General features: G+C 51.7%; 20 protein-coding genes and 1 tRNA gene. 17 read left to right on the forward strand and 4 right to left on the reverse strand.

Annotated features, from left to right (window positions below; all coding sequences use genetic code 11):
* The 6 genes from mlaE (at position 1) to murA (ending at position 4,014) form a co-directional block, all read left to right on the forward strand.
* Positions 1 to 783, forward strand: coding sequence for a lipid asymmetry maintenance ABC transporter permease subunit MlaE (gene mlaE / locus C4F37_RS19595; RefSeq protein WP_000925795.1), 783 nt, complete (start codon positions 1 to 3; stop codon positions 781 to 783).
* Positions 784 to 787: 4 nt separating this feature from the next.
* The gene (mlaD, locus tag C4F37_RS19600; RefSeq protein ID WP_001296448.1) at positions 788 to 1,339 is read left to right on the forward strand and encodes an outer membrane lipid asymmetry maintenance protein MlaD; all 552 of its coding nucleotides are present in this window, start codon (positions 788 to 790) and stop codon (positions 1,337 to 1,339) included.
* An 18-nt stretch (positions 1,340 to 1,357) separates the two neighbouring features.
* Positions 1,358 to 1,993, forward strand: coding sequence for a phospholipid-binding protein MlaC (gene mlaC / locus C4F37_RS19605; RefSeq protein WP_000476484.1), 636 nt, complete (start codon positions 1,358 to 1,360; stop codon positions 1,991 to 1,993).
* Positions 1,993 to 2,286, forward strand: a complete 294-nt coding sequence (gene mlaB, locus C4F37_RS19610; protein ID WP_000004487.1) for a lipid asymmetry maintenance protein MlaB — start codon at positions 1,993 to 1,995, stop codon at positions 2,284 to 2,286. Before mlaC ends, mlaB begins: the two co-directional genes overlap by 1 nt.
* A 159-nt stretch (positions 2,287 to 2,445) precedes the next feature.
* The gene (gene ibaG, locus C4F37_RS19615; protein ID WP_000429656.1) at positions 2,446 to 2,700 is read left to right on the forward strand and encodes a BolA family iron metabolism protein IbaG; all 255 of its coding nucleotides are present in this window, start codon (positions 2,446 to 2,448) and stop codon (positions 2,698 to 2,700) included.
* A gap of 54 nt (positions 2,701 to 2,754) precedes the next feature.
* Positions 2,755 to 4,014, forward strand: a complete 1,260-nt coding sequence (gene murA, locus C4F37_RS19620) for a UDP-N-acetylglucosamine 1-carboxyvinyltransferase (protein WP_000357259.1) — start codon at positions 2,755 to 2,757, stop codon at positions 4,012 to 4,014.
* A gap of 47 nt (positions 4,015 to 4,061) precedes the next feature.
* On the opposite strand, the gene sfsB is transcribed toward murA, so the two are convergent.
* A complete protein-coding gene (sfsB, locus tag C4F37_RS19625) occupies positions 4,062 to 4,340 on the reverse strand; it encodes a DNA-binding transcriptional regulator SfsB (protein WP_000445413.1) in 279 nt (92 codons plus the stop codon).
* Between the two features lie 232 nt (positions 4,341 to 4,572).
* On the reverse strand, positions 4,573 to 5,544 hold the full coding sequence (ispB, locus tag C4F37_RS19630) for an octaprenyl diphosphate synthase (protein WP_001047338.1): 972 nt from the start codon (positions 5,542 to 5,544) through the stop codon (positions 4,573 to 4,575).
* 258 nt (positions 5,545 to 5,802) lie between these two features.
* Here ispB and rplU point away from each other — a divergent pair, with 258 nt between their 5' ends.
* From rplU to cgtA, 4 genes are all read left to right on the forward strand, one after another.
* Positions 5,803 to 6,114, forward strand: coding sequence for a 50S ribosomal protein L21 (gene rplU / locus C4F37_RS19635; RefSeq protein ID WP_000271401.1), 312 nt, complete (start codon positions 5,803 to 5,805; stop codon positions 6,112 to 6,114).
* Between the two features lie 20 nt (positions 6,115 to 6,134).
* Positions 6,135 to 6,392, forward strand: coding sequence for a 50S ribosomal protein L27 (gene rpmA, locus C4F37_RS19640; protein WP_000940595.1), 258 nt, complete (start codon positions 6,135 to 6,137; stop codon positions 6,390 to 6,392).
* A gap of 126 nt (positions 6,393 to 6,518) precedes the next feature.
* Positions 6,519 to 7,484: a DMT family transporter gene (locus tag C4F37_RS19645; protein WP_000813033.1), complete on the forward strand. Its 966-nt coding sequence runs from the start codon at positions 6,519 to 6,521 to the stop codon at positions 7,482 to 7,484.
* 15 nt (positions 7,485 to 7,499) lie between these two features.
* Positions 7,500 to 8,672: an Obg family GTPase CgtA gene (cgtA, locus tag C4F37_RS19650; RefSeq protein WP_000673561.1), complete on the forward strand. Its 1,173-nt coding sequence runs from the start codon at positions 7,500 to 7,502 to the stop codon at positions 8,670 to 8,672.
* A 40-nt stretch (positions 8,673 to 8,712) separates the two neighbouring features.
* On the opposite strand, the gene dacB is transcribed toward cgtA, so the two are convergent.
* On the reverse strand, positions 8,713 to 10,146 hold the full coding sequence (dacB, locus tag C4F37_RS19655; RefSeq protein ID WP_001212636.1) for a serine-type D-Ala-D-Ala carboxypeptidase: 1,434 nt from the start codon (positions 10,144 to 10,146) through the stop codon (positions 8,713 to 8,715).
* A gap of 247 nt (positions 10,147 to 10,393) precedes the next feature.
* Here dacB and greA point away from each other — a divergent pair, with 247 nt between their 5' ends.
* Positions 10,394 to 10,870 (forward strand): transcription elongation factor GreA, encoded by a 477-nt coding sequence (gene greA / locus C4F37_RS19660; protein ID WP_001148001.1) that lies wholly within the window; start codon positions 10,394 to 10,396, stop codon positions 10,868 to 10,870.
* A 155-nt stretch (positions 10,871 to 11,025) separates the two neighbouring features.
* On the opposite strand, the gene yhbY is transcribed toward greA, so the two are convergent.
* Positions 11,026 to 11,319, reverse strand: a complete 294-nt coding sequence (gene yhbY, locus C4F37_RS19665; protein WP_001054420.1) for a ribosome assembly RNA-binding protein YhbY — start codon at positions 11,317 to 11,319, stop codon at positions 11,026 to 11,028.
* Positions 11,320 to 11,444: 125 nt separating this feature from the next.
* Here yhbY and rlmE point away from each other — a divergent pair, with 125 nt between their 5' ends.
* From rlmE to C4F37_RS19695, 6 genes are all read left to right on the forward strand, one after another.
* A complete protein-coding gene (rlmE, locus tag C4F37_RS19670) occupies positions 11,445 to 12,074 on the forward strand; it encodes a 23S rRNA (uridine(2552)-2'-O)-methyltransferase RlmE (RefSeq protein ID WP_000145966.1) in 630 nt (209 codons plus the stop codon).
* Between the two features lie 99 nt (positions 12,075 to 12,173).
* Positions 12,174 to 14,108: an ATP-dependent zinc metalloprotease FtsH gene (ftsH, locus tag C4F37_RS19675; RefSeq protein WP_001107467.1), complete on the forward strand. Its 1,935-nt coding sequence runs from the start codon at positions 12,174 to 12,176 to the stop codon at positions 14,106 to 14,108.
* An 89-nt stretch (positions 14,109 to 14,197) separates the two neighbouring features.
* Positions 14,198 to 15,046, forward strand: a complete 849-nt coding sequence (gene folP / locus C4F37_RS19680) for a dihydropteroate synthase (protein ID WP_000764731.1) — start codon at positions 14,198 to 14,200, stop codon at positions 15,044 to 15,046.
* Positions 15,039 to 16,376 carry a phosphoglucosamine mutase gene (gene glmM / locus C4F37_RS19685; RefSeq protein WP_000071137.1) on the forward strand — a complete coding sequence of 446 codons (1,338 nt, stop codon included), beginning with the start codon at positions 15,039 to 15,041 and terminating at the stop codon, positions 16,374 to 16,376. Before folP ends, glmM begins: the two co-directional genes overlap by 8 nt.
* 227 nt (positions 16,377 to 16,603) lie before the next feature.
* Positions 16,604 to 16,936: a preprotein translocase subunit SecG gene (gene secG, locus C4F37_RS19690; RefSeq protein WP_001295556.1), complete on the forward strand. Its 333-nt coding sequence runs from the start codon at positions 16,604 to 16,606 to the stop codon at positions 16,934 to 16,936.
* Positions 16,937 to 16,950: 14 nt separating this feature from the next.
* Positions 16,951 to 17,037, forward strand: a tRNA-Leu gene (locus C4F37_RS19695).
* The last annotated feature ends 1 nt before the right edge of the window (position 17,038 follow it).

The raw sequence follows: 17,038 nt of genomic DNA on the forward strand, positions 1-17,038 counted from the left end.
ATGCTGTTAAATGCGCTGGCGTCGCTCGGACATAAAGGGATTAAAACCCTGAGAACGTTCGGGCGGGCCGGGTTAATGTTATTCAATGCGCTGGTCGGCAAACCGGAATTTCGCAAACATGCACCGCTGCTGGTGCGCCAGCTCTATAATGTCGGCGTCCTGTCGATGCTGATTATTGTTGTTTCTGGCGTGTTCATCGGAATGGTGTTGGGGCTGCAAGGTTATCTGGTTCTGACCACTTATAGTGCGGAAACCAGTCTGGGTATGCTGGTGGCGTTATCGCTACTGCGTGAACTGGGGCCGGTGGTTGCCGCGTTGTTGTTTGCCGGGCGTGCTGGTTCGGCGCTAACCGCAGAAATCGGCCTGATGCGCGCTACAGAGCAACTCTCTAGTATGGAGATGATGGCGGTGGATCCGCTGCGTCGGGTTATTTCTCCCCGTTTCTGGGCTGGAGTTATTTCATTACCACTGTTGACGGTTATCTTCGTCGCCGTGGGGATCTGGGGCGGATCGCTGGTCGGCGTCAGTTGGAAAGGCATTGATAGTGGGTTCTTCTGGTCGGCAATGCAAAATGCCGTCGACTGGCGTATGGATCTCGTCAACTGTCTGATTAAGAGCGTGGTGTTCGCCATCACGGTGACGTGGATTTCGTTGTTTAACGGCTACGACGCCATCCCGACGTCTGCCGGGATTAGCCGGGCAACCACTCGCACCGTTGTCCACTCGTCTCTGGCTGTTCTGGGGCTGGATTTTGTGCTGACCGCATTGATGTTTGGGAATTGAGTTCATGCAAACGAAAAAAAATGAAATTTGGGTGGGTATCTTTTTATTAGCAGCACTGCTTGCGGCGCTGTTTGTTTGCCTGAAGGCAGCGAACGTGACGTCTATACGTACTGAACCGACCTATACGCTTTATGCGACGTTCGATAACATTGGCGGCCTGAAAGCCCGCTCTCCGGTCAGCATTGGTGGCGTTGTTGTGGGCCGGGTGGCGGATATTACGCTGGACCCGAAAACCTATCTGCCGCGCGTAACGCTGGAAATTGAACAACGTTATAACCACATTCCTGATACCAGTTCGCTGAGCATTCGTACTTCCGGCCTGCTGGGGGAACAATATCTGGCATTAAACGTCGGTTTTGAAGACCCGGAACTGGGAACTGCTATCCTGAAGGATGGCGATACAATTCAGGACACCAAGTCTGCGATGGTGCTGGAAGATCTCATTGGTCAGTTCCTTTACGGTAGTAAAGGCGATGACAATAAGAATAGTGGCGATGCGCCAGCTGCTGCGCCAGGTAATAATGAAACCACTGAACCTGTGGGTACAACGAAATAATTTCAGGAGAACCGACGCATGTTTAAACGTTTAATGATGGTCGCTTTGCTGGTGATTGCACCGCTGAGTGCGGCAACCGCGGCAGACCAGACCAATCCGTATAAGCTGATGGACGAGGCGGCGCAGAAAACGTTCGATCGCCTGAAGAATGAGCAACCGCAAATTCGGGCCAACCCGGATTATCTGCGTACCATTGTTGATCAGGAACTGTTGCCATACGTACAGGTGAAATACGCCGGTGCGCTGGTGCTGGGCCAGTATTACAAGAGTGCGACCCCAGCTCAACGTGATGCTTACTTTGCCGCTTTCCGTGAGTACCTGAAGCAGGCTTACGGTCAGGCGCTGGCGATGTATCACGGTCAAACCTATCAGATTGCGCCAGAACAGCCGCTGGGTGATAAAACCATTGTGCCGATTCGCGTTACCATTATTGACCCGAATGGCCGCCCGCCGGTGCGTCTGGACTTCCAGTGGCGTAAAAACTCCCAGACGGGCAACTGGCAGGCTTACGACATGATTGCTGAAGGCGTCAGTATGATCACCACCAAACAAAACGAGTGGGGAACGCTGCTGCGTACCAAAGGTATCGACGGCCTGACTGCGCAACTGAAATCGATTTCTCAACAGAAAATCACTCTGGAAGAGAAAAAATAATGAGCGAGTCACTGAGCTGGATGCAGACGGGTGACACGCTGGCGTTATCCGGAGAGCTGGATCAGGACGTTCTGCTACCGCTTTGGGAAATACGTGAGGAAGCGGTGAAGGGGATTACCAGCATCGATCTTAGCCGTGTGTCTCGCGTGGATACGGGTGGACTGGCACTGCTGCTCCATCTTATCGATCTGGCGAAAAAGCAGGGCAACAATGTGACGCTTCAGGGGGTAAACGACAAAGTGTATACCCTGGCGAAATTGTATAATTTGCCTGCTGATGTTCTGCCTCGTTAAATTTTTTCAGGCCGGATATGGCGTTAACCGCCTGTCCGGCAAACCTGCCTGCAAGTCGAGCCTTGTCTGATTTATCAGCGAGGCTTTTTGCTTATTTATGCCAGCGCAACTTTGCTCTAAGATATTTCGCTGATTTATTAACTGATGATTGAAGATCCCATGGAAAATAATGAAATTCAGAGCGTGTTGATGAACGCTCTCTCCCTCCAGGAAGTCCACGTTTCCGGCGATGGCAGCCACTTTCAGGTTATTGCCGTGGGTGAGTTGTTTGACGGCATGAGTCGGGTTAAAAAACAGCAGACGGTCTATGGCCCGCTGATGGAATATATTGCGGATAACCGCATTCATGCTGTGTCGATCAAAGCGTATACCCCTGCGGAGTGGGCGCGCGATCGCAAACTGAACGGCTTTTGAGCTATGGGCGATTCGCCGGTAGCGGATATGAATTGTTAACTGAGAACAAACTAAATGGATAAATTTCGTGTTCAGGGGCCAACGAAGCTCCAGGGCGAAGTCACAATTTCCGGCGCTAAAAATGCTGCTCTGCCTATCCTTTTTGCCGCACTACTGGCGGAAGAACCGGTAGAGATCCAGAACGTCCCGAAACTAAAAGACGTCGATACATCAATGAAGCTGCTAAGCCAGCTGGGTGCGAAAGTAGAACGTAATGGTTCTGTGCATATTGATGCCCGCGACGTTAATGTATTCTGCGCACCTTACGATCTGGTTAAAACCATGCGTGCTTCTATCTGGGCGCTGGGGCCGCTGGTAGCGCGCTTTGGTCAGGGGCAAGTTTCACTGCCTGGCGGTTGTACGATCGGCGCACGTCCGGTTGATCTACACATTTCTGGCCTCGAACAATTAGGCGCGACCATCAAACTGGAAGAAGGTTACGTTAAAGCTTCCGTCGATGGTCGTTTGAAAGGCGCACATATCGTGATGGATAAAGTCAGCGTTGGCGCAACGGTGACCATCATGTGTGCTGCAACCCTTGCGGAAGGCACCACGATTATTGAAAACGCAGCGCGTGAACCGGAAATCGTCGATACCGCGAACTTCCTGATTACGCTGGGTGCGAAAATTAGCGGTCAGGGCACCGATCGTATCGTCATCGAAGGTGTGGAACGTTTAGGCGGCGGTGTCTATCGCGTGCTGCCGGATCGTATCGAAACCGGTACTTTCCTGGTGGCGGCGGCGATCTCTCGCGGCAAAATTATCTGCCGTAACGCGCAGCCAGATACTCTGGACGCCGTGCTGGCGAAACTGCGTGACGCTGGAGCGGACATCGAAGTCGGCGAAGACTGGATTAGCCTGGATATGCATGGCAAACGTCCGAAGGCTGTTAACGTACGTACCGCGCCGCATCCGGCATTCCCTACCGATATGCAGGCCCAGTTCACGCTGTTGAATCTGGTGGCAGAAGGGACCGGATTCATCACCGAAACGGTCTTTGAAAACCGCTTTATGCATGTGCCAGAGCTGAGCCGTATGGGCGCGCACGCCGAAATCGAAAGCAATACCGTTATTTGTCACGGTGTTGAAAAACTTTCTGGCGCACAGGTTATGGCAACCGATCTGCGTGCATCAGCAAGCCTGGTGCTGGCTGGCTGTATTGCGGAAGGGACGACGGTGGTTGATCGTATTTATCACATCGATCGTGGCTACGAACGCATTGAAGACAAACTACGCGCTTTAGGTGCAAATATTGAGCGTGTGAAAGGCGAGTAATTGTCTGAGAGCTGGCAGCCCCGTTCGCGGGGCTACCGCCAGGCCACTCATTTTTTCGGTTTAGTGTAGCTACGCATCAACTGCGTTCTGTCGATAAACTCATGGGTCTGCGGATCATGGTAGCGTGATGGCCAGATAACCCAGGGGTCAGTTCCCAGGGCTTTCGCAATAATCATCTCTCCTTTCGGCCATGGGCGTGATAATGCGTTCGCCAGCGTTGAGGAACTCAAACCATTTCTGCGAGACTCCGCCGCCATTGACGTTCCCTTCTTGCGCAAACCTGCAATGATGTCAGCGGGATGCCAGTCAATGAAATTACTTTCCATCTTTCCTCACTCCTTAAGTTAGTCGCTTTCATTCAGAACACTTCTTCTGTTTCAGTCGAGCATCACTATACTCCTGATGGCCTATTGCTCTAAAAAGTTCCTGTAAAGAGTGTGAATATTCAGAATATATAAAGATACACAGCCCCGTTTTTCAGGAGTTATAGAGCTGAATAAGTGTTTTATGGAATTTACTGGAATCATCCCGCGCACTGCGCGGGATGAGGGGAGGGGATTAACGATCGCGTTGAACAGCGATGTGCGCGAGGCCGACGAGTGCTTCTCTCCACGGGGTGTCCGGGAGCACCTGTAACGCTGCGATGGCTTTGTCTGCTTCTTCCTCGGCACGCTGACGCGTCCATTCAAGAGATCCACAAGCGTTCATTGCTTCCAGAACCGGTTCCAGAAGATGGCGACCGTTACCCTGTTCGATGGCGGTACGAATCATCTGTGCCTGTTCTGGTGTGCCATGATGCATCGCATGCAGCAGCGGCAGCGTCGGTTTACCTTCGTTCAGATCGTCGCCGACGTTTTTACCTAACTGTTCGCCATCGGCATTGTAATCGAGTAAATCGTCGATCAACTGGAAAGCAGTGCCGAGATAGCGCCCATAATCTTGTAGGCCTTTCTCCTCCTCCGGCGTACAGCCAGCCAGAATCCCGGAACACTGCGCGGCAGCCTCAAACAGACGCGCAGTCTTGCTGTAGATAACGCGCATGTAGTTTTCTTCAGTGATGTCCGGATCGTTAACGTTCATCAGTTGCAGAACTTCACCTTCTGCGATGACGTTTACGGCTTCTGACATGACTTCCAGCACTTTGAGTGAACCGAGGCTGGTCATCATCTGGAACGCGCGGGTATAAATAAAATCGCCTACCAGCACGCTGGCGGCATTGCCAAATGCGGCGTTGGCGGTAGCTTTACCCCTGCGCATATCTGATTCATCCACAACGTCGTCGTGTAGCAGAGTCGCCGTGTGGATAAACTCGATCAGGGCAGCAATGGTGACATGCGCATTTCCCTCATAGCCAACAGCTCGTGCAGCCAGTACAGCAATCATCGGACGAATACGTTTACCGCCGCCGCTGACGATGTAATAGCCTAACTGATTGATCAGTTGGACGTCGGAATTAAGCTGCTCAAGGATTGCCGCATTAACACCCGCCATATCTTGCGCGGTTAACTCATTGATTTTTTCTAAATTCATCGCAAAAGCCGGGCTTTTCGCCCCGATTACCTTACTGTGAACAAAGGCAACTTAGGGTTTATGGTTAGGAATATAGGGTGATTGTACTGAAAAAATGGCACAGATAAACGTTACCGTACAAGTTGTGTTTTTTTTCTTCGTGTATTGACTGTAGCACTTGTCAAAGGCGTGCGTTTTGCGTAATATTCGCGCCCTATTGTGAATATTTATAGCGCACTCTGAATCATTGAAAAGGTGTGCGCGGAAGCGGAGTTTTATATGTACGCGGTTTTCCAAAGTGGTGGTAAACAACACCGAGTAAGCGAAGGTCAGACCGTTCGCCTGGAAAAGCTGGACATCGCAACTGGCGAAACTGTTGAGTTCGCTGAAGTGCTGATGATCGCAAACGGTGAAGAAGTCAAAATCGGCGTTCCTTTCGTTGATGGCGGCGTAATCAAAGCTGAAGTTGTTGCTCACGGTCGTGGCGAGAAAGTTAAAATCGTTAAGTTTCGTCGTCGTAAACACTATCGTAAGCAGCAGGGCCATCGTCAGTGGTTCACTGATGTGAAAATTACTGGCATCAGCGCCTAAGACCTGAGGAGAGATTTCAAATGGCACATAAAAAGGCTGGCGGCTCCACACGTAACGGTCGCGATTCAGAAGCTAAACGCCTGGGCGTTAAGCGTTTCGGTGGCGAATCCGTTCTGGCGGGTAGCATCATCGTTCGTCAACGTGGTACCAAATTCCACGCTGGCGCTAACGTAGGTTGCGGTCGTGACCACACTCTGTTTGCTAAAGCAGACGGTAAAGTGAAATTCGAAGTTAAAGGCCCGAAAAACCGTAAATTTATCAGCATCGAAGCTGAATAAGTTTTTCGCGTCCCGGTAACGGATGAAAGCCCCGCAACACGTTGCGGGGCTTTTTACATTCGATAACCGGTAAAAATGCGCATGGTGCGACGTTAATCCGCAAATGCGCTTTGCAGGGAATACGGTATGAAGCAGCAGGCAGGCATTGGCATTCTTTTGGCGCTCACCACAGCAATTTGCTGGGGGGCGTTGCCAATCGCAATGAAGCAGGTGCTGGAGGTGATGGAACCTCCGACAATCGTGTTTTACCGTTTCTTGATGGCGAGTATTGGCCTTGGTGCCATTCTTGCGGTGAAGAAGCGGTTGCCGCCATTACGCGTGTTTCGTAAGCCACGCTGGTTGATTTTGTTGGCAGTGGCGACCGCCGGGCTGTTTGGGAACTTCATCCTGTTCAGCTCATCCTTGCAATACTTGAGTCCGACCGCTTCGCAGGTGATTGGGCAACTCTCGCCAGTTGGCATGATGGTTGCCAGCGTATTTATCCTGAAAGAGAAAATGCGCAGTACTCAGGTTGTAGGGGCATTGATGCTCCTGAGCGGTCTGGTGATGTTTTTTAACACCAGTCTGGTCGAGATATTTACAAAGCTCACCGATTACACCTGGGGAGTTATCTTTGGGGTCGGTGCGGCGACGGTTTGGGTGAGTTATGGCGTGGCGCAAAAGGTTTTATTGCGTCGGCTGGCCTCACCGCAGATCCTGTTTTTACTGTACACTTTATGTACAATTGCGCTCTTCCCTCTGGCAGATCCTGGAGTGATAGCGCAGCTTAGCCACTGGCAGCTCGCATGTTTAATTTTTTGCGGACTGAATACATTGGTAGGATATGGCGCCCTGGCGGAAGCGATGGCTCGCTGGCAGGCAGCGCAGGTGAGCGCGATCATCACGCTCACCCCACTGTTTACGCTGTTTTTTTCAGATCTTTTATCACTGGCCTGGCCCGATTTCTTCGCCAGACCGATGTTAAACCTTTTAGGTTATCTCGGTGCGTTTGTCGTGGTTGCGGGCGCGATGTATTCCGCCATTGGTCATCGTATTTGGGGCGGATTACGTAAGCATACAACGGTGGTATCGCAACCCCGCGCAGGCGAATGATTTACGGAGAATAAAATGAAGTTTGTTGATGAGGCATCGATTCTGGTCGTTGCAGGTGATGGCGGTAATGGTTGCGTGAGCTTCCGCCGCGAAAAGTATATTCCGAAAGGCGGCCCGGATGGCGGCGACGGCGGTGATGGTGGTGACGTATGGATGGAAGCCGACGAGAACCTGAACACGCTTATCGATTATCGTTTTGAAAAATCTTTCCGTGCAGAGCGCGGTCAGAACGGTGCAAGCCGAGACTGTACCGGTAAGCGCGGTAAAGACGTCACGATTAAAGTACCGGTAGGTACGCGTGTAATCGACCAGGGTACCGGTGAAACCATGGGCGATATGACCAAACACGGTCAGCGTCTGCTGGTTGCTAAGGGCGGCTGGCACGGTCTGGGCAATACCCGTTTCAAGTCGTCAGTTAACCGTACACCACGGCAGAAAACTAACGGTACGCCGGGCGATAAGCGTGAGCTGCTGCTGGAGCTGATGCTGCTGGCTGACGTCGGTATGTTGGGGATGCCAAACGCGGGTAAATCGACCTTTATTCGTGCGGTATCGGCGGCTAAACCGAAAGTGGCGGATTATCCGTTTACCACTCTGGTACCAAGCCTGGGCGTGGTGCGTATGGACAACGAAAAGAGCTTCGTTGTTGCCGATATTCCAGGACTGATTGAAGGCGCTGCAGAAGGCGCAGGTCTGGGCATTCGCTTCCTGAAGCACCTGGAACGTTGCCGCGTCCTGTTGCACCTCATCGATATCGATCCGATTGATGGCACCGATCCGGTTGAAAACGCGCGTATTATTATCAGCGAGCTGGAAAAATACAGCCAGGATCTGGCGGCGAAACCGCGTTGGTTAGTCTTCAACAAGATCGACCTGCTGGATAAGGCAGAAGCCGAAGAGAAAGCGAAAGCGATCGCTGAGGCGCTGGGTTGGGAAGATAAATATTATCTGATCTCTGCGGCGAGCGGACTGGGCGTGAAAGATCTCTGCTGGGATGTGATGACCTTTATCATTGAAAACCCGGTCGTGCAGGCTGAAGAAGCGAAACAGCCAGAGAAAGTCGAATTCATGTGGGATGATTATCACCGTCAGCAGCTTGAAGAGATTGCTGAAGAGGATGATGAGGACTGGGATGACGACTGGGACGAAGACGACGAAGAAGGCGTTGAGTTCATTTACAAGCGTTAATCAGCAAAACCCCGGCCATGTGCCGGGGTTTCTCTTTAGGCTAATTATTCTGATAAATATCTTTATACAAACGGCTTTCAAAACGCACTAACGGAATACGGCGATTACGCTGATCCGCCGGTTCTACTGCATAGCCAGAAAGATATTGCACAAACGCCATTCGTTGCCCGCTCGCTGTGGTAATGAATCCCGCCAGGTTATATACCCCCTGCAACGAACCGGTTTTCGCTGAGACTTTTCCATCCACGCCCGCCTGATGCAGACCTGCACGGTACTGCAAAGAGCCGTCATAGCCCGCCAGCGGCAGCATGGAGATAAAGTTAAGTTCATTGTCGTGTTGGGCAATGTATTGCAGCACCTGCATCATGGTGGCGGGGGCAATCAGGTTATGCCGCGAAAGCCCTGAACCATCGGCAATAATGGTGTTTCCAATATCGACACCGGCTTGCTGGCGCAGGATCTGACGCACGGCGTCCGACCCGGCCCGCCATGTTCCAGGCACATTGAAGCGCGCATGGCCTATCATGCGGAAAACCGTATCGGCGATCATGTTGTCCGACTTTTTCAGCATAATCTTAAGCAGATCGTGCAGCGGGGCCGACTGTTTACTGGCAACTACCGTTCCAGGTTCGTTAACCTGAGTCTGGCGCAGCAGTGTTCCGCTCCAGGTGATACCTGCCTGTTTTAACTCATCTTTCAGAATTGCACCGGCATAGCTGGCTCCATCCTGCACGGCAAAAGCCAACGGGAGCGGCTCAGAACGTTGTGGCAGGCATCCGGTCAGCGTAAAGCGGTTCAGGTCGCCTGGCACCACATCCAGCTCGCAGTATTGCGCTTCGGCAGAACCACGGGGGAGGGTGCGTACCTGGCTGAACATCGTAACGGGGTAATAAGATGCCACGCGTATAAAAGCCATATCACCAGGTTTTGGGGCACTGTAGAGCGAGACGGAGAAACAGTTGCGGTCAACTATGGCGGCGGCAGGCGGAGCGCTAAAGCATTGTGTCATGTCATTCCATGGCCAGCCGGGGGCTTTATCGTGGCTGGCGAAAATGGAGGTATCTATCAACACATTGCCATCGATTTGGTTGACGCCAGATTTTTTCAAAGTCGCGACCATATTGCGAATATCCTGACGTCTTAACGTCGGATCGGCACCAAATCGCGCCACTAAGTCACCCTTAAGTACGCCGTTTTCCACATTGCCTTTGGTTTCAAGCGTCGTGGTAAAACGAAAATCGGGGCCGAGTTGAATCAACGCCGCCAGTGCAGTAATCACTTTCTGCGTACTGGCGGGCAGCGCCATCTGCTGACTGTGGTAATCAATAGCGGGGGCCGACGCGCCGACTTTTTGCACCATCAGGGCAAGGTTGGCACCAGCGGGGAGTTGAGTAATGTACTCATCAACATTTGCGGCCTGAACACTGAACGCTATACAGCTGGTCAATCCGATGATAAATCTGGAAAATCGCATAATCTCGCGCTAACAACCTGGAATCGAGCCGTCATACTACGGCGCAACGCCCTATAAAGTAAACGATGACCCTTCGGGAACTTCAGGGTAAAATGACTATCAAAATGTGAATTGTAGCTGACCTGGGACTTGTACCCGGGTCGGTATTTTTTTGCTTCTGGTCCCGGTGAGGAGTTATGCCGGGCAGGCCGAACAGCCGGGGTGGGTGAAGACTTGCCCCATCAGGAATATTCAAGAGGTATAACAAATGCAAGCTATTCCGATGACCTTACGCGGCGCTGAAAAATTACGCGAAGAGCTGGATTTTCTGAAATCTGTGCGCCGTCCTGAAATCATTGCTGCTATCGCGGAAGCGCGTGAGCATGGCGACCTGAAAGAAAACGCCGAATACCACGCAGCTCGTGAACAGCAGGGCTTTTGCGAAGGCCGTATCAAAGACATCGAAGCCAAGCTGTCGAACGCGCAGGTGATTGATGTCACCAAAATGCCCAACAATGGGCGCGTTATTTTTGGTGCTACCGTAACGGTGCTGAATCTCGATTCTGACGAAGAACAGACTTATCGCATCGTTGGCGATGACGAAGCTGACTTTAAACAAAACCTGATTTCCGTAAACTCGCCTATTGCTCGTGGCCTGATCGGCAAAGAAGAAGATGATGTTGTGGTCATCAAAACGCCGGGCGGCGAAGTAGAATTTGAAGTAATTAAGGTGGAATACCTGTAAGAATTACCCAATACTCAAGATGTTGATGTATTGTAAAGAAAGGAAAAAGGCCGCTATGCGGCCTTTTATCAACGAACAGAGCGTGGCATTTTGCTCTCCTGCCTGCGGAAAACCCCTCGTTTTACACAGCGAATGTGTGTAACTTTAGGATAATCTTAGCGTGGCAGCGAGATTTTACGTTCTTTAGTTGGGCGATAAAGCACCAGCGTTTTACCGATGACCTGTACATTACAGGCGCCGGTTTCGCGCACGATAGCTTCCACGATCAAGGTTTTAGTTTCGCGATCTTCGGTGGCGATTTTCACCTTGATGAGTTCATGGTGCTCTAACGCTTGTTCAATCTCGGCCAGCACCCCTTCGGTCAAACCATTACTGCCAAGCAGAACAACTGGCTTGAGCGGATGTGCCAGACCTTTCAGGTGCTGTTTTTGTTTAGTACTCAGATTCATCGTATTTTTTGCTTACGTTGGGATTGAAAACGGGTCATTCTACCGCCATCTCCCATATATCACCAAATAGGCGCGTAAAAATTTACGCAATTGGTTACGATGAGTTATCCCCATGGGAAAGTTAAATGACAGGTAAGAAGCGTTCTGCCAGCTCCAGCCGCTGGCTTCAGGAACACTTTAGCGATAAATATGTTCAACAGGCACAGAAAAAGGGGTTACGTTCCCGTGCCTGGTTTAAACTTGATGAAATACAGCAAAGTGACAAACTCTTTAAACCGGGAATGACGGTTGTCGACCTTGGTGCTGCTCCGGGTGGTTGGTCACAATATGTGGTCAACCAAATTGGCGGCAAAGGCCGCATCATCGCTTGCGATCTTTTACCTATGGATCCTATCGTTGGTGTGGACTTTCTTCAGGGCGATTTTCGTGATGAACTGGTGATGAAAGCACTGCTGGAGCGCGTTGGCGACAGCAAAGTCCAGGTTGTCATGTCCGATATGGCACCAAACATGAGCGGAACACCGGCGGTGGATATCCCCCGTGCCATGTATCTGGTGGAACTGGCGCTAGAAATGTGTCGTGATGTATTAGCGCCAGGTGGCAGTTTTGTAGTGAAGGTGTTCCAGGGCGAAGGTTTCGATGAGTATCTAAGGGAAATTCGCTCCCTGTTTACGAAGGTCAAAGTTCGTAAGCCGGACTCTTCTCGTGCACGTTCGCGGGAAGTGTATATTGTAGCGACCGGGCGTAAACCCTAACCGGGAGATTTCAGACGAAAGTTTGAAAGATGCTGGATATAGAGTATCCTGACGCTGTTTTTAACACAGTTGTAATAAGAGGTTAATCCCTTGAGTGACATGGCGAAAAACCTAATACTCTGGCTGGTCATTGCCGTTGTGCTGATGTCAGTATTCCAGAGCTTTGGGCCCAGCGAGTCTAATGGCCGTAAGGTGGATTACTCTACCTTCCTACAAGAGGTCAATAACGACCAGGTTCGTGAAGCGCGTATCAACGGACGTGAAATCAACGTTACCAAGAAAGATAGTAACCGTTATACCACTTACATTCCGGTTCAGGATCCGAAATTACTGGATAACCTGTTGACCAAGAACGTCAAGGTTGTCGGTGAACCGCCTGAAGAACCAAGCCTGCTGGCTTCTATCTTCATCTCCTGGTTCCCGATGTTGTTGCTGATTGGTGTCTGGATCTTCTTCATGCGTCAAATGCAGGGCGGCGGTGGCAAAGGTGCCATGTCGTTTGGTAAGAGCAAAGCGCGCATGCTGACTGAAGATCAGATCAAAACGACCTTTGCTGACGTTGCGGGCTGCGACGAAGCAAAAGAAGAAGTTGCTGAACTGGTTGAGTATCTGCGCGAGCCGAGCCGCTTCCAGAAACTCGGCGGTAAGATCCCGAAAGGCGTCCTGATGGTCGGTCCTCCGGGTACCGGTAAAACGCTGCTGGCGAAAGCGATTGCAGGCGAAGCGAAAGTTCCGTTCTTTACTATCTCCGGTTCTGACTTCGTAGAAATGTTCGTCGGTGTGGGTGCATCCCGTGTTCGTGACATGTTCGAACAGGCGAAGAAAGCGGCACCGTGCATCATCTTTATCGATGAAATCGACGCCGTAGGCCGCCAGCGTGGCGCAGGTCTGGGCGGTGGTCACGATGAACGTGAACAGACTCTGAACCAGATGCTGGTTGAGATGGATGGCTTCGAAGGTAACGAAGGTATCATCGTTATCGCCGCGACTAACCGTCCGGACGTTCTCGACCCAGCGCTGCTGCGTCCTGGCCGTTTCGACCGTCAGGTTGTGGTTGGCTTGCCAGATGTTCGCGGTCGTGAGCAGATCCTGAAGGTTCACATGCGTCGCGTACCATTGGCACCCGATATCGACGCGGCAATCATTGCCCGTGGTACTCCTGGTTTCTCCGGTGCTGACCTGGCGAACCTGGTGAACGAAGCGGCACTGTTCGCTGCTCGTGGCAACAAACGCGTTGTGTCGATGGTTGAGTTCGAGAAAGCGAAAGACAAAATCATGATGGGTGCGGAACGTCGCTCCATGGTGATGACGGAAGCGCAGAAAGAATCGACGGCTTACCACGAAGCGGGTCACGCAATTATCGGTCGCCTGGTGCCGGAACACGATCCGGTGCACAAAGTGACGATTATCCCACGCGGTCGTGCGCTGGGTGTGACTTTCTTCTTGCCTGAGGGCGACGCAATCAGCGCCAGCCGTCAGAAACTGGAAAGCCAGATTTCTACGCTGTACGGTGGTCGTCTGGCGGAAGAGATCATCTACGGGCCGGAACATGTTTCTACCGGTGCGTCCAACGATATTAAAGTTGCGACCAACCTGGCACGTAACATGGTGACTCAGTGGGGCTTCTCTGAGAAATTGGGTCCACTGCTGTACGCGGAAGAAGAAGGTGAAGTGTTCCTCGGCCGTAGCGTAGCGAAAGCGAAACATATGTCCGATGAAACTGCACGTATCATCGACCAGGAAGTGAAAGCACTGATTGAGCGTAACTATAATCGTGCGCGTCAGCTTCTGACCGACAATATGGATATTCTGCATGCGATGAAAGATGCTCTCATGAAATATGAGACTATCGACGCACCGCAGATTGATGACCTGATGGCACGTCGCGATGTACGTCCGCCAGCGGGCTGGGAAGAACCAGGCGCTTCTAACAATTCTGGCGATAATGGTAGTCCAAAGGCTCCTCGTCCGGTTGATGAACCGCGTACGCCGAACCCGGGTAACACCATGTCAGAGCAGTTAGGCGACAAATAAGTTCCCGCATCAGATGACTGTATTTGTACCGAAAACCCCGGGGCGTGCTCCGGGGTTTTTTCTTATCAATTCATACCAGGGATAACACCATGAAACTCTTTGCCCAGGGCACTTCACTGGACCTTAGCCATCCTCACGTAATGGGGATCCTCAACGTCACGCCTGATTCCTTTTCGGATGGCGGTACGCATAACTCGCTGATAGATGCGGTGAAACATGCGAATCTGATGATCAACGCTGGCGCGACGATCATTGACGTTGGTGGCGAGTCCACGCGCCCAGGAGCGGCGGAAGTTAGCGTTGAAGAAGAGTTGCAACGTGTTATTCCTGTGGTTGAGGCAATTGCTCAACGCTTCGAAGTCTGGATCTCGGTCGATACATCCAAACCAGAAGTCATCCGTGAGTCAGCGAAAGTTGGCGCTCACATTATTAACGATATCCGCTCCCTTTCCGAACCAGGGGCTCTGGAGGCAGCTGCAGAAACCGGTTTACCGGTTTGTCTGATGCATATGCAGGGAAATCCAAAGACCATGCAGGAAGCCCCGAAGTATGACGATGTCTTTGCAGAAGTGAATCGCTATTTTATTGAGCAAATAGCACGTTGCGAGCAGGCGGGTATCGCAAAAGAGAAATTGTTGCTCGACCCCGGATTCGGTTTCGGTAAAAATCTCTCCCATAACTATTCATTACTGGCGCGCCTGGCTGAATTTCACCATTTCAACCTGCCGCTGTTGGTGGGTATGTCACGAAAATCGATGATTGGGCAGCTGCTGAACGTGGGGCCGTCCGAGCGTCTGAGCGGTAGTCTGGCTTGTGCGGTCATTGCCGCTATGCAAGGCGCGCATATCATTCGTGTTCATGACGTCAAAGAAACCGTAGAAGCGATGCGGGTGGTGGAAGCCACTCTGTCTGCAAAGGAAAACAAACGCTATGAGTAATCGTAAATATTTCGGTACCGATGGGATTCGTGGTCGTGTAGGGGATGCGCCGATCACCCCTGATTTTGTGCTTAAGCTGGGTTGGGCCGCGGGTAAAGTGCTGGCGCGCCACGGCTCCCGTAAGATCATCATTGGTAAAGACACGCGTATTTCTGGCTACATGCTGGAGTCAGCACTGGAAGCGGGTCTGGCGGCTGCGGGCCTTTCCGCACTCTTCACTGGTCCGATGCCAACACCGGCCGTGGCTTATCTGACGCGTACCTTCCGCGCAGAGGCCGGAATTGTGATATCTGCATCGCATAACCCGTTCTACGATAATGGCATTAAATTTTTCTCTATCGACGGCACCAAACTACCGGATGCAGTAGAAGAGGCCATCGAAGCGGAAATGGAAAAAGAGATCAGCTGTGTTGATTCGGCAGAACTGGGTAAAGCCAGCCGTATCGTTGATGCTGCGGGTCGCTATATCGAGTTTTGCAAAGCCACGTTCCCAAACGAACTTAGCCTCAGTGAACTGAAGATTGTGGTGGATTGTGCAAACGGTGCGACTTATCACATCGCGCCGAACGTGCTGCGTGAACTGGGAGCGAACGTTATCGCTATCGGTTGTGAGCCGAACGGTGTAAACATCAATGCCGAAGTGGGGGCTACCGACGTTCGCGCGCTCCAGGCTCGTGTGCTGGCTGAAAAAGCGGATCTCGGTATTGCCTTCGACGGCGACGGCGATCGCGTGATTATGGTTGACCATGAAGGCAATAAAGTCGATGGCGATCAGATCATGTATATCATCGCGCGTGAAGGTCTTCGTCAGGGCCAGCTGCGTGGTGGCGCTGTGGGTACATTGATGAGCAACATGGGGCTTGAACTGGCGCTGAAACAGTTAGGAATTCCATTTGCGCGCGCGAAAGTGGGTGACCGCTACGTACTGGAAAAAATGCAGGAGAAAGGCTGGCGTATCGGTGCAGAGAATTCCGGTCATGTGATCCTGCTGGATAAAACCACTACCGGTGACGGCATCGTTGCTGGTTTGCAGGTGCTGGCGGCGATGGCGCGTAATCATATGAGCCTGCACGACCTTTGCAGCGGCATGAAAATGTTCCCGCAAATCCTGGTAAACGTGCGTTACACCGCAGGTAGCGGCGATCCGCTGGAGCATGAATCAGTCAAAGCTGTGACCGCAGAAGTTGAAGCGGCGCTGGGTAGCCGTGGACGTGTGCTGTTGCGTAAATCCGGCACCGAACCGTTAATTCGCGTGATGGTGGAAGGCGAAGACGAAGCGCAGGTGACTGAATTTGCACACCGCATCGCCGATGCAGTAAAAGCCGTTTAAAGCGTTAGATAACTGGCTAAAAAGGCGGCGATCGTCGCCTTTTTTCTCAGCGAACACATCGGTTTTGCTGTTTTTTTCCGCAGTTGATACAATGCAATAAAATTGCCCTTGCGAAGGTCATTCGCTTTGGTTAGTATTCACACCCGCTTCAGTGGGAAAGATTAAAAACTCCCGCTTTATTGGTTGAAGCATTGGTACGCGGCAACTCCGCAAGGAACAGGTTGATTATGTACGAAGCTCTTTTAGTAGTTTTCCTTATTGTGGCAATTGGCCTTGTTGGTCTGATCATGCTGCAGCAAGGTAAAGGCGCTGATATGGGAGCCTCCTTCGGAGCAGGCGCTTCCGCTACGCTGTTTGGTTCAAGTGGTTCTGGTAACTTCATGACCCGCATGACAGCGCTGCTGGCAACGTTATTCTTCATCATCAGTCTGGTGCTGGGTAACATCAATAGCAACAAAACCAATAAAGGTAGCGAATGGGAAAACCTGAGTGCGCCGGCGAAAACCGAACAAACTCAGCCAGCTGCTCCGGCTAAGCCGACCAGCGATATCCCGAACTAAAAAGTAGTATCCGTGCCGAGGTGGTGGAATTGGTAGACACGCTACCTTGAGGTGGTAGTGCCCAATAGGGCTTACGGGTTCAAGTCCCGTCCTCGGTACCAA

This window comes from Escherichia sp. R1 (assembly GCF_003000935.1).
GTDB lineage: Bacteria > Pseudomonadota > Gammaproteobacteria > Enterobacterales > Enterobacteriaceae > Escherichia > Escherichia coli.

What these genes read in the sequence shown, in the direction of transcription:
- ftsH (WP_001107467.1), top strand. Translation starts at nt 12,174, where the DNA reads ATGGCGAAAAACCTAATACTCTGGCTGGTCATTGCCGTTGTGCTGATG.
- cgtA (WP_000673561.1), top strand. Translation starts at nt 7,500, where the DNA reads ATGAAGTTTGTTGATGAGGCATCGATTCTGGTCGTTGCAGGTGATGGC.
- yhbY (WP_001054420.1), bottom strand. Translation starts at nt 11,319, where the DNA reads ATGAATCTGAGTACTAAACAAAAACAGCACCTGAAAGGTCTGGCACAT.
- mlaD (WP_001296448.1), top strand. Translation starts at nt 788, where the DNA reads ATGCAAACGAAAAAAAATGAAATTTGGGTGGGTATCTTTTTATTAGCA.
- rlmE (WP_000145966.1), top strand. Translation starts at nt 11,445, where the DNA reads ATGACAGGTAAGAAGCGTTCTGCCAGCTCCAGCCGCTGGCTTCAGGAA.
- rpmA (WP_000940595.1), top strand. Translation starts at nt 6,135, where the DNA reads ATGGCACATAAAAAGGCTGGCGGCTCCACACGTAACGGTCGCGATTCA.
- mlaC (WP_000476484.1), top strand. Translation starts at nt 1,358, where the DNA reads ATGTTTAAACGTTTAATGATGGTCGCTTTGCTGGTGATTGCACCGCTG.
- mlaB (WP_000004487.1), top strand. Translation starts at nt 1,993, where the DNA reads ATGAGCGAGTCACTGAGCTGGATGCAGACGGGTGACACGCTGGCGTTA.
- greA (WP_001148001.1), top strand. Translation starts at nt 10,394, where the DNA reads ATGCAAGCTATTCCGATGACCTTACGCGGCGCTGAAAAATTACGCGAA.
- murA (WP_000357259.1), top strand. Translation starts at nt 2,755, where the DNA reads ATGGATAAATTTCGTGTTCAGGGGCCAACGAAGCTCCAGGGCGAAGTC.
- rplU (WP_000271401.1), top strand. Translation starts at nt 5,803, where the DNA reads ATGTACGCGGTTTTCCAAAGTGGTGGTAAACAACACCGAGTAAGCGAA.
- folP (WP_000764731.1), top strand. Translation starts at nt 14,198, where the DNA reads ATGAAACTCTTTGCCCAGGGCACTTCACTGGACCTTAGCCATCCTCAC.
- mlaE (WP_000925795.1), top strand. Translation starts at nt 1, where the DNA reads ATGCTGTTAAATGCGCTGGCGTCGCTCGGACATAAAGGGATTAAAACC.
- ispB (WP_001047338.1), bottom strand. Translation starts at nt 5,544, where the DNA reads ATGAATTTAGAAAAAATCAATGAGTTAACCGCGCAAGATATGGCGGGT.
- secG (WP_001295556.1), top strand. Translation starts at nt 16,604, where the DNA reads ATGTACGAAGCTCTTTTAGTAGTTTTCCTTATTGTGGCAATTGGCCTT.
- ibaG (WP_000429656.1), top strand. Translation starts at nt 2,446, where the DNA reads ATGGAAAATAATGAAATTCAGAGCGTGTTGATGAACGCTCTCTCCCTC.
- glmM (WP_000071137.1), top strand. Translation starts at nt 15,039, where the DNA reads ATGAGTAATCGTAAATATTTCGGTACCGATGGGATTCGTGGTCGTGTA.
- dacB (WP_001212636.1), bottom strand. Translation starts at nt 10,146, where the DNA reads ATGCGATTTTCCAGATTTATCATCGGATTGACCAGCTGTATAGCGTTC.
- C4F37_RS19645 (WP_000813033.1), top strand. Translation starts at nt 6,519, where the DNA reads ATGAAGCAGCAGGCAGGCATTGGCATTCTTTTGGCGCTCACCACAGCA.
- sfsB (WP_000445413.1), bottom strand. Translation starts at nt 4,340, where the DNA reads ATGGAAAGTAATTTCATTGACTGGCATCCCGCTGACATCATTGCAGGT.